Annotated in this window: 11 protein-coding genes; all 11 read left to right on the top strand. The window is 73.5% G+C overall.

The genetic code is table 11. The annotated features are described in order from the left end of the window. Positions 1-317, top strand: a 317-nt coding sequence (locus E1295_RS21575; protein ID WP_342775903.1) for a ThuA domain-containing protein, incomplete at its 5' end; no start/stop codon positions are given. Beyond that, positions 314-1,414 carry a Gfo/Idh/MocA family protein gene (locus E1295_RS21570; protein ID WP_220448830.1) on the top strand — a complete coding sequence of 367 codons (1,101 nt, stop codon included), beginning with the start codon at positions 314-316 and terminating at the stop codon, positions 1,412-1,414. The genes E1295_RS21575 and E1295_RS21570, both read left to right, overlap by 4 nt. 240 nt (positions 1,415-1,654) lie before the next feature. After that, positions 1,655-1,852 carry a hypothetical protein gene (locus E1295_RS48885; protein ID WP_166427349.1) on the top strand — a complete coding sequence of 66 codons (198 nt, stop codon included), beginning with the start codon at positions 1,655-1,657 and terminating at the stop codon, positions 1,850-1,852. Between the two features lie 65 nt (positions 1,853-1,917). Then, positions 1,918-2,700, top strand: coding sequence for a GntR family transcriptional regulator (locus E1295_RS21565; RefSeq protein WP_132632137.1), 783 nt, complete (start codon positions 1,918-1,920; stop codon positions 2,698-2,700). 5 nt (positions 2,701-2,705) lie between these two features. Then, on the top strand, positions 2,706-3,950 hold the full coding sequence (locus E1295_RS21560; protein WP_166427348.1) for an ABC transporter substrate-binding protein: 1,245 nt from the start codon (positions 2,706-2,708) through the stop codon (positions 3,948-3,950). After that, entirely contained in the window at positions 3,947-4,864 is a 918-nt protein-coding gene (locus tag E1295_RS21555) for a carbohydrate ABC transporter permease (protein WP_132632135.1), read from the top strand. Before E1295_RS21560 ends, E1295_RS21555 begins: the two co-directional genes overlap by 4 nt. Further along, positions 4,857-5,630 carry a carbohydrate ABC transporter permease gene (locus E1295_RS21550; protein WP_132632134.1) on the top strand — a complete coding sequence of 258 codons (774 nt, stop codon included), beginning with the start codon at positions 4,857-4,859 and terminating at the stop codon, positions 5,628-5,630. Before E1295_RS21555 ends, E1295_RS21550 begins: the two co-directional genes overlap by 8 nt. A gap of 13 nt (positions 5,631-5,643) precedes the next feature. Next, the gene (locus E1295_RS21545; RefSeq protein ID WP_132632133.1) at positions 5,644-7,722 is read left to right on the top strand and encodes a GH36-type glycosyl hydrolase domain-containing protein; all 2,079 of its coding nucleotides are present in this window, start codon (positions 5,644-5,646) and stop codon (positions 7,720-7,722) included. Beyond that, complete coding sequence (locus E1295_RS48880) at positions 7,716-8,579, top strand: ROK family protein (RefSeq protein ID WP_166427347.1); 864 nt, start codon at positions 7,716-7,718, stop codon at positions 8,577-8,579. Before E1295_RS21545 ends, E1295_RS48880 begins: the two co-directional genes overlap by 7 nt. Next, entirely contained in the window at positions 8,576-9,346 is a 771-nt protein-coding gene (locus E1295_RS21535) for a sugar isomerase domain-containing protein (protein WP_220448829.1), read from the top strand. The genes E1295_RS48880 and E1295_RS21535 overlap by 4 nt, the downstream gene beginning before the upstream one ends. Beyond that, the gene (locus tag E1295_RS21530) at positions 9,343-10,029 is read left to right on the top strand and encodes an SDR family oxidoreductase (protein ID WP_132632131.1); all 687 of its coding nucleotides are present in this window, start codon (positions 9,343-9,345) and stop codon (positions 10,027-10,029) included. The genes E1295_RS21535 and E1295_RS21530 overlap by 4 nt, the downstream gene beginning before the upstream one ends. Positions 10,030-10,041: the final 12 nt, after the last annotated feature.

The following is a 10,041-nucleotide window of genomic DNA, read 5'->3' as shown; positions in this document are numbered from 1 at the left end:
GCCCCATCGACATCCCCGCCCAGGAGATGTACGGCGAGCAGTTCGACATCCCGGCCCCCGACGAGCTGATCTTCATCAGCTCGTTCACCGGCGGCGAGGTGTTCCGCAGCGGCTGCACCTTCCGGCGCGGCAACGGCAAGATCTTCTACTTCAGCCCCGGCGACCAGGACTACCCCGTCTACCACCACCCAGACGTGCTGCACGTCATCGCCAACGCCACCGAGTGGGCGGCCGCCGACCCGCCGCGACGCGACCTGCCGGCGCTGCACCGCTCCGAGGAGGGCGCCTTCGGCGCGGCCCACCGGGGCACCGAGTGAGCGCCCCCGCGGGCCCGGCGCGGCCGCTGCGCGTGGTCCAGGTCGGGGCGGGCGCGATGGGCCGGGTCTGGCTGCGCACCCTGACCGCGTCCGAGGACGTCGATCTCGTCGGGGTGGCCGACCTCGACGTCGAGCGGGCGCGGGCCGCCGTACGCGCCGCCGGAGCCGACGGCGCCAAGGTCGCGGGCTCGCTCGGCGACCTGCTCGCCGACACCGCGCCGGACGCCGTCGTGAACGTCACCGTCCCGGCCGCCCACAGCGAGGTGAACATCGAGGCGCTGTTCGCCGGAATCCCCGTCCTGTGCGAGAAACCCGCCGCGCCCACCCTGGCCGAGGCGGTCGTCCAGGTCGCCGCAGCCGAGGCGACCGGCCGGCTGCTGATGGTCAGCCAGTCGCGCCGCTACTACGCCGCCCTGGAGGAATACCGCCGGCGCATCGCCGAACTCGGCACGCCCGGCCTGCTCACGACCGGCTTCTTCCGCGGCGAGCGCTTCGGCGGCTTCCGCGACGTGATGGAGCAGCCGCTGCTCGTCGACATGGCCATCCACCCCTTCGACGCGGCCCGTCACCTGCTCGGCGCGGAGCCGATCTCGGTCATGTGCGAGACCTGGAACCCCGCCTGGAGCTGGTATCACGGCGACGCCAGCGCGACCGCGACGTTCCTGTTCGACGGCGGCACCCGCTACGTCTACACCGCCTCCTGGTGCGCGGAGGGGCTGGAGACGCCCTGGAACGGCCAGTGGCGGGCCACCGGCCCCGCGGGCAGCGTCACCTGGGACGGCGAGCACCGCGTCACCTCCAGCACCGGCGGGCCGTCCGACGGGCCGTCCGACGTGCCGCCCGGCACCCACGAGGAGATCGCAGGGGCGCTCGCGGAGTTCGTCGCGGCCCTGCGCACGGGTACGGAGCCGTCAGGGGCGATCGCCCGCAACATCCGGTCGCTGGCCATGGTGGAGGCGGCGGTGCGCTCGGCCGAGTCGGGCGCGCGGGTGCACATCGGGGAGCTGCTCGACCAGGCCCACCGCGACGCTCTGGCCCTGCCCGTCAGGGACGAGATCCGCGCCCGCCTGCAGGCCTCGGCTCCCCCGTCCCTCTGACCGTCCCACCGTCACAGGGCGGGCGGCGGCGCGGGCCCACCGCGGAAGGTTGAACCATCTACCGCGGCGGGTTGACGACGTGGTGTGACCACGACCATATATTCCGCAAGATCGGCATGTCGTGAGCCGGAGGAGTCGGAGAGATCGTGGACGCACGCACCAGCCAGCCCGTCGCGTTACCGGAGCGGTGAGGACCAGGGACCTGCGCGCGCCGGGGCCGCGACCGAGCACGAAGCGCTGGTGGCGGCGCGGCGGACGGGCAAGCGGGTCGAGGTCGGTTCCCTGCGGACCGAGACGTGCGCCGTCCACGCCACCCCTCAAGGCGGTCTGGTGCTGGAGCAGCACGCCCGCCCCGTCCGCGTACGCCAGAACGGCCGCTGGACGAGCGCGGCGGAGACGGCCTCGGCACCGGAACGAACTTGGAAGCGTGCCCATTGACAGGTAAGTCTTCCGGCCGAAAAGATACGGTCGTCCGTACAACTTCGTGGGCAAGAGGCACCGGGATGACCGACATCGACTGGGCGCGGCGGCTGGCTCTGGAACCCGGCGCCGCCGTGCCGCTCTACTACCAGCTGCGCGAGCGCCTGCGCGCGGTGATCAGCGAGTGCGAGCCCGACACCCCGATCCCGGCCGAGAAGGACCTCATGGCCTTCGCCGGGGTCAGCCGGGCCACCGCGCGGCGGGCGATCGGCGACCTGGTGCAGGAGGGGCTGCTGGTGGCCCGGCAGGGCAGCGGCACCTACACCGCCCCGGCCGGCGTCACCTCCGAGCTGGGCTCACGGCCGGCCGGCTTCACCGAGACGATGGCGCGGCTGGGCCGCAAGCCGACCACGCGGGTGCTGGAGGCACGCGTGCAGCCGTGCGCCGCCGACCTCGCCCCCGCCCTCGGCCTGGAGGCCGGCGCGGGGATCGTCTTCCTCGAACGCATCCGCCTGCTCGACGACGAGCCCTGCATGATCGAGAGCGCGCATCTGCCCGCCGAGCTGGTGCCCGGCATCCTCGACGAGGACCTGACCGGCTCGCTCTACGGCCTGCTGCGGCTGAAGTACGGCCTGAGCCCGGCCTCCGGCAAGGAGACGATCGGCGCGGTCAACGCCGACTACCGCCTGGCCGGGCTGCTGCACGTGCCCATGGCCGCCGCCCTGCTGGCCACCGCGCGCTCGACGGTCACCGAGGGCGGGCTGCCGCTCGAATACACCATCCGCCACGCCAGGGGCGACCTCACGGTGTTCTCCGTCGAGCTCAACGACGCGAAGAACGCCCTGATGGGTCAGGGGCCGAGATGAGTCGCGTGTCCAGGCGGAGCCTGCTCGCCGCCGCCGCACTCACACCCGTGCTGGCCGCGTGCGGCGGCCGGGAGGACAGGCCCCAGGCGCCCGCCGACGGTGTGCCGCGCGGCGACCTGTCGGTCTGGCTGCACCAGACGCGGGCCTACGACGCGGTCTTCACCCCGCTGGTCGAGAAGTACACGCGGGAGTTCCGCGAGGTCGGCGTGAAGCCGCTGTTCATCCCGGTGGCCCAGCTCGACACCAAGCTGCTCACGGCCTTCACGGGCGGCTCCCCGCCCGACGTGTTCAGGGTCGGCGGCTGGACCATCCCCGGCCACGCCCGCAAGGGCCGCCTGGCGCCCGCGGATCAGTCGCTCAGCAGCGGCTTCGACAAGACGGCGATCGACTCGCTCACCTACGAGGGCCAGGTGTACGGCGTACCGACCGACTACACCCTCTGCTACCTCTACTACCGCCGCGACCGGTTCGCCGAGGCCGGGCTCGACCCCGACAGGCCGCCCACGACGTGGGAGGAGGTCGCCGACTACAGCAAGCGGCTGACCTCGGCCGACGGGAAGAAGGTCGGCCTGCAGTGGATCCTCGGCAACCCGCAGTGGACGGTCATGCAGCTGCTCGCCCTGGTCAAGGGGAAGGGCGGCACGATACTCAGCCCCGACGGCGGCAAGGCCACGATGGCGACCGACGCGGGGGTGGAGGCGCTGCGCTTCTACGCGGGCCTGGGCAACGCCAAGCTGTCCAATCCGCTGTCCGCGTTCGGGTTGTTCGCCAGTGGGGAGGCGGCGATGATCGTCTCCGGCCTGTTCGCGATGGACCTGCTGCCGACGCTCAACAAGAAGCTGGAGTTCGGCAAGGTCTACGACATTGCGCCGATGCCGCGCTTCGGCGCCGGCCCGGCCGTGGTGCCCGCCTACACCTGGGGCTGGGCGGTGGCCGAGAAGAGCGAGATCCCCCACACGGCCTGGCACTTCATCGACTACCTGCAGCGGCCCGACGTGGCGGCGGAGCAGCTGCGCGAGGCGGGCTCGCTCACCCCGATCACGGGCTGGGAGAAGCTCGAAGGCGCCGATCAGAAGGCCATCGAGATCATGGCCGCCTCCGCCCCCGACGCCGACTTCGGCCCGCGGACCCCCGTGTGGGCCGAGATGGCCAAGGCGCTCACCGACGCGGGCGACGCCGTGGCCCACGGGAAGAAGACCCCTGAGCAGGCGGCGCAGGACTTCGACCAGGCGATGCGGCTCGCGCTGTGACAGCCGTCCAGCTGCGGCTCGGCCGCCCGGCCACGCTGTCGGGCCAGGGACAGCGGCGGGCCGAAGGCCGGGCGGGCGGGCTGCTGGCGCTGCCCGCGGCGATCTACTTCGGCGTGTTCTGGCTGTTGCCGTTCCTGTCGGCGGCCTATCTCAGCTTCACCCGCTACGACCTGGCCGGGACGCCCGAGTGGACCGGCCTGGACAACTACCGCAAGATGGCGGAGGACCCGGGCTTCTGGAACTCCGCCCAGGTCACCCTCGTCTACACGGCGGGCTCGGTCATCCCGTCGATCGTGCTGGCCCTGGCGATCGCCGTGCCGCTGGCGCGGCCGGGGCGCCTCAACGGCGTGCTGCGCGGCCTGATGATGATCCCGGCGGTGATGCCGCTGGTGGCCACCTCCGTGGTCTGGCGCATCATCTACGCCGACGGCGGCCCGGCCGACGCGGTGCTCGGCGTCGCGGGGCTCGGCCCGGTGTCCTGGCTGACCGACGACGGGACGGCGCTCTGGGCCCTGGTGATCATGGTCACCTGGAAACACCTCGGACTCTTCGTGATCATCCTGACGGCGGGGCTCCAGGGACTGCCGGCCGGCGTGTACGAGGCGGCCGCGCTGGACGGCGCGGGGCCCGTACGCGCCTTCTTCTCGATCACCCTCCCGCTGCTGCGCAGGACCCTGCTGTTCGTGCTGGTCATCGCCGTGGTGGGGTCGATGCAGGCGTTCATCCCCGCGTTCCTGCTGACCGGCGGAGGGCCGGCGGGCGCCACGGAGGTGCTGCCGTACTACATGTGGTCGAACGCCTTCGGCTTCGAGCGCATGGGCTACGCCTCGGCCATGGCCATGGTGCTGCTCGCGGTGCTGGTCGTGCTGTCGCTCGTGCAGTTCCGTTTCCTGCGCGGCGGTGGCGATGAGTAGGGTCCTGCTCCCGCTGGTGGTCGCGGTCATGCTGCTGCCCGTCGGCGTCATGGCCGTCGTGGCCTCGGCGCCCGAGGGCGGCGGCGCGGAGTTCAGCCTGTTCGCCAACGTGGCCGAGATGTTCGCCGGCGGCGACTTCCCCGTCTACTTCCGCAACAGCCTCATCCTGTCCTTCGGCATCGGCCTGCTCGACGTGCTCTTCGCCGGCGCGAGCGGCTACGCGCTCGCCCGGCTCCGCTTCCGCGGCAGGAAGGTGCTGTTCGTGCTGGTCGTCGGCACGCTGGCGCTCTCGCCCACCGTCGTGATGGTGCCCGTGTACGTGATCGTGCACCAGCTCGGCTGGATCGACACCTACCAGGGCATGATCGTGCCGAGCATGATCAGCGCGTTCGGCGTGTTCCTGGTCCGGCAGTTCGCCCTCGGCCTGCCCGAGGAACTGCTGCTCGCGGCGCGGGTGGACGGCGCGGGCGAGTTCCGCATCTTCGCCACCATCGCCGTCCCGCTGCTGCGGCCCGCGCTGCTGACGCTGTTCCTGCTGCAGTTCCTCACGCAGTGGGACAACCTGCTCTGGCCGCTGCTCGTCGCCAACGACCCGGCGCTGTGGCCGCTGCCGGTCGGGATCTCCCAGCTCCAGACCGAGATCGGCTACGACATCCGGCTCATGACCACCGCCGCGCTGGTCACCGCGGTGCCGCCGATCGTCCTGATGTTCTTCCTCCAGCGCTACTACGTCGCCGGACTGACCCTCGGGGGTGTCAAGAAGTGACCGCCTTCGGCGAGTGGACGCTCGTCCACGGCCTGCCCGCGTTCTCGTACACGATGGACCAGGAGGGCCGCGCGCGTCGTGGGACCCGATCCTCGACCCGCCGACCCGGCGGCACGTCGTCCACCTGGGCAACCGGCGCATCACGCTGGTGGCCGACAACTACGGGCGCTGCGACCTGTTCGACGAGCACACCGGGCTGCGCTGGCTGACCCGCGAGACCGGCGTCGCCACGGCCGGCGGCCTGTCGACCGCTGGGTCCACGACCGAGCGGCTGTTCGGGCCCGCGTTCGCGGTGGTGCGGGTGGCGGACGAGCGGGTCCGACTGGAGCGCACCGTGCTCTGCCCGGAGGGCGAGCAGCCCTGGGTGCTCATCCGGCTGACCGTGCGCAACCTGACGGACGAGCCGGTACGCCTGCCGCTGACCGAGGAATGGCACTCCCGCCCGGCCGACGTCCGCCTGATCAGCGGCCCGGCCCCGGCCCCCGACCCCGGCCTCGAACTGGAACTGCTCGGCGGCGAACGCACCCGGGCGGGACGTCTCACGATCGACCTCGACCTGGAACCGGGCGGCGAGCGGACCGTCGAGCTGCGCTACGGCCTGCTCGGCGAGGACACGCACGAGATCGGCGGCACCGAGGAGAGCCTCGCCGGTCTGGCCGCGCGGCTGCCCCGGGCACACGCGGGCCAGGCTCCCGAGGCCGAGCGCGAGGTGCCCTGGCACGCGGCGCTGCTGACCGGTGGCGCCTGCGCCGACGGGGTGCTCGGCGGCCACACCCTCGACCAGGGGTCGTGCTACTCCTTCCGGCACGGGTTCAACGGGGCCGCGCGCGACCCGCTCCAGCACGCGCTGCCCCTCGTGTACACCGAGCCCGACCTGGCCCTGTCCGTGCTGCGCAACACCTGCGCCTGGGGAGGCCCCGACGGTGACCTGCCGTACGCGCTGGGGCCGGACAAGTCACCGTGGACCGACCTGTTCCGGCCGTCCGACCAGAACCTGTGGGCGTTGTGGCTGGCGGCCGAATATCTGGCCGCGACCGGCGACGTGGCCGCGTTCGGCGCGGACGTGCCCTGTCACCCGGTGCACGACGCGCCGCCCGTGCCGCTCGGGGAGCACCTGCGGCGGCAGTTCCGCTTCTTCGCCGACGTCGTCGGTCGCGGCGACCACGGGCACGTACGCATCCTCAACGCTGACTGGAACGACCTGGCGATCTCCAGGAGCGGCGCGCCCGCCGAGGACATGATCGAACGCGGCGAGTCGGTGCTCAACTCGGCGATGGCGGCCTGGGTGCTGCCCCGCTACGCGGCGCTGGCCGAGCGGCTCGGCGACCACGCGACCGGCAAGGAGGCGCGCGAGCTGGGCGCGACCCTGCGCGCCCTGGTGGCCGGCGAGTGGACCGGACGCTGGTTCCGCCGCGCCTACGGACCCGGCGTGGTCGTCGGGGAGGACGACCTGTGGCTGGAGGTCCAGCCGTGGGCGATCCTCTGCGGGGCCGCCACTCCGGACCGGGCCCGCGAGCTGCTGACCACGATCGAGGCCACGGCCGCCGCCGGATCGCCCCTGGGCGCCCGCGTACGCTGGCCCGCCCTGCCGGGCGGCAAGGCCGGCGACGGCGCGGTCTGGTACGCGATCAACATGACGCTCATCTGGGCCGCCGCCGAGCACGCCCCCGAACTGGGCTGGTCGTGGTGGCGGCGGATGTCGCTGGCCTCCCACGCGGCGGCCTACCCCGAGGTGTGGGAGGGCACGCTGTCCGGCCCCGACGCCTACCTGCCGCCCGAGTCGGCCCGCCCCGGCCGCACCTGGGACCTGGCCGACCTCGGCGTCGCCATGCAGGCCTACCCGGTGGCCAACCTGCACGCGCACGCCCAGCCGCTGCTGGCCTACCTGCGGCTGCTGGGCGTCGTACCGGACGGGTCGGGCCGCCTCCACGTCGGCGGCGGCGCGTCGTTCGAGAGCCGGGTGCTGACCGTCAAGCCGGACGGGCACGGGCGGCTCGCGGCCCCCGGCCCGGTCGAGCTGATCACCCCGTCCGGCCCTGTTACCGGCCCTGTTACCGGCCCTGTTACCGGTACGGGACCGCTCACGTGGTGACGCGGCTCGGGGTCGACGTCGGGGGCACCACCGTGAAGTGGGCGCTGCTCGGCGCGGACGACGAACTGCTCGGCTCGGGCTCCGCGCCGACGCCGCCGGGGCCGGGCGCGGTGGTGGCGCTGGCGCGCGGGCTCGTACGCGAGGGCGTGACGAGCATCGGGATCGGCCTGCCCGGCCACGTGGACCGGGCCGCCGGGATCGCCCGGTTCGTGCCCAACCCGCCGGGAGACTGGACGGGTTTCCCCGTCGGGCCGCAGCTGAGCGCCGGCACCGGGCTGCCGGTCGCCGTGGTCAACGACGCCCGCGCCTTCGCCCTGGCCGAGCTCCGCACGGGCGCCGCCCGCGGCAGGTCCGACGTGCTGTTCGCGGTGCTCGGGACGGGCGTCGGCGGCGCGGTGGCGCTGGGCGGCGAGATCCTGGCGGGCCCCCGCGACAACCTGGGCGAGGTCGGCCACATCACGGCCGACCCCTCGGGGCCGACGTGCTGCTGCGGCAACCGGGGCTGCGTCGAGACGTACGCCTCGGGCCCGGCGATCGTGCGGGGGCTCGACGGCTACGCCACCGCGGCCGCCGTCGCGGCGGCGGCACGGGCGGGCGACCGGGAGGCCGCGGCGGCGATGAGCCGGGCCGGCCGGGCACTGGGCGTGGCGCTGGGGGACGCGGCGGCGCTGCTCGGGACGGCGACGATCGTCGTCGGAGGCGGCGTGGCCGGGGCGCTCGACCTCATGCTGAGCGCCATGCGCGACACGTTCGAGCGGAGGCGTCCGCTCATCGGTGAGGTGACGGTGCTGCCCGCCGCGCTCGGCCCGTGGGCCGGGGCGATCGGCGCGGCGCTCTATGGAGGTGAGCCGCAGTGAAGTGGATCAGGCAGGCGATGGAGCTGCTCGGGGAGATCGAGCGTACGCAGGAGGCACCGATCGCCGCCGCCGCCGGCATCGCGGCGCGGGTGATCGGCGGCGGGGGAGTGGTGCACACGTTCGGCACCGGGCACTCGCGCATGGGCGTGGAGGAGTTGTTCCCCCGGTACGGCTCCTACCCCGGTTTCCACCCCGTCGTGGAGTTGTCGACGACGTTCTACACCCAGGTCGCGGGGGCGAACGGGATGCGGCAGGCGATGTTCATCGAGCGGGTCGAGGGGCTGGCCGAGCAGATCCTGGCCAACTACGAGTTGCGGCCGACGGACGCGGCGATCGTGTTCAGCGTCAGCGGCCTCAACGCCGTCCCGATCGAGATGGCCATGGGGCTGCGCAAGGCGGGCGTGCCCGTCGTCGCGGTGACGTCGTCGCGGGAGACGTACGCGGTCGAGCCGGGCCATCCGAGCGGCACCCGGCTGGCCGACCACGCCGACGTGGTGATCGACCTGCGCACGCCCGTGGGCGACGCGCTGTGCCGGGTCGAGGGGCTGGCCGAGCCGGTCGGGCCGGGCAGCACGCTGGCGGTGGTCGCGGTGGTCAACGAGATCAAGGTCCGTACGGCGGAGCTGCTCGCGGCGGACGGCCTGGTGCCGCCGGTGATCTCCAGCGCCAAGCTCGTCGGCCGTCAGCGCTCCGACGAACTGTTCGAGGCCGCCTACCTGGAGCACGCGCGCCGGGCAGGCGAGGTGCTGAGGAAGCCGGGCCTATGACCGTCGTGGTGGCGGGGGCCGCCGGCGGCATCGGCCGGGCCTGCGTGGAGGCGGTGCGGGCGGCCGGCGGCGAGGTCTTCGGCGCCGACCTCGACAACGGCCTGGACATCACCCGGCCGGGCGGGGCCGAGCAGGCCATCGTCCGGGCGTCGGCGTACGGGAAGATCACCGGGGTCGTGCACGCGGTCGGCATGTCCGGCAGGGCGCTGGGCGACGGCGGCGTCACCGCGTGCGGCGACGAGGCGTGGGACGAGGTGCACCGCGTCAACCACACGTCGGTGTTCCGGCTGCTGCGCGCGGCCATTCCCGTGATGGAGGAGGGCGGGTCGATCGTGGTGATCGGCTCGGCGCTGGGCACCACGCTCGACGACGACTTCCACACCGTCGCCTACGCCTCGTCCAAGGGGGCGCTCATCCCGCTGATCAGGTCGGCCGCGCGCGAGACGGCGCCGCGCGGGGTGCGGGTCAACCTGGTCTCCGCCGGCCTGGTGGCCACCCCCATGAGCCGCCGCGCGCAGAACGACCGCGCCATCCAGGCCAGGCTGCCCGAGCTCATGCCGCTGGGGGCCAGGCTCTGCACCCCCGAGGACGTCGCGGCGGCCGTGCTCTGGCTGCTGTCGCCCGCGGCCGGGCGTACGACAGGCGCCGTCATCCCCGTCGACGGCGGCTGGCACCTGCGATGAGAGGAACGCTGC

This window comes from Nonomuraea mesophila, from assembly GCF_004352805.1.
Taxonomy (GTDB): Bacteria; Actinomycetota; Actinomycetes; order Streptosporangiales; family Streptosporangiaceae; genus Nonomuraea; species Nonomuraea longispora.
The sequence above is the reverse complement of the archived record's forward strand: the minus strand, read 5'-3'. Positions and strand labels throughout refer to the sequence as shown.

Excerpts from the sequence above, each read along its gene's own strand:
- E1295_RS21550 (WP_132632134.1), top strand. The coding sequence starts at position 4,857 with ATGAGTAGGGTCCTGCTCCCGCTGGTGGTCGCGGTCATGCTGCTGCCC.
- E1295_RS21565 (WP_132632137.1), top strand. The coding sequence starts at position 1,918 with ATGACCGACATCGACTGGGCGCGGCGGCTGGCTCTGGAACCCGGCGCC.
- E1295_RS21530 (WP_132632131.1), top strand. The coding sequence starts at position 9,343 with ATGACCGTCGTGGTGGCGGGGGCCGCCGGCGGCATCGGCCGGGCCTGC.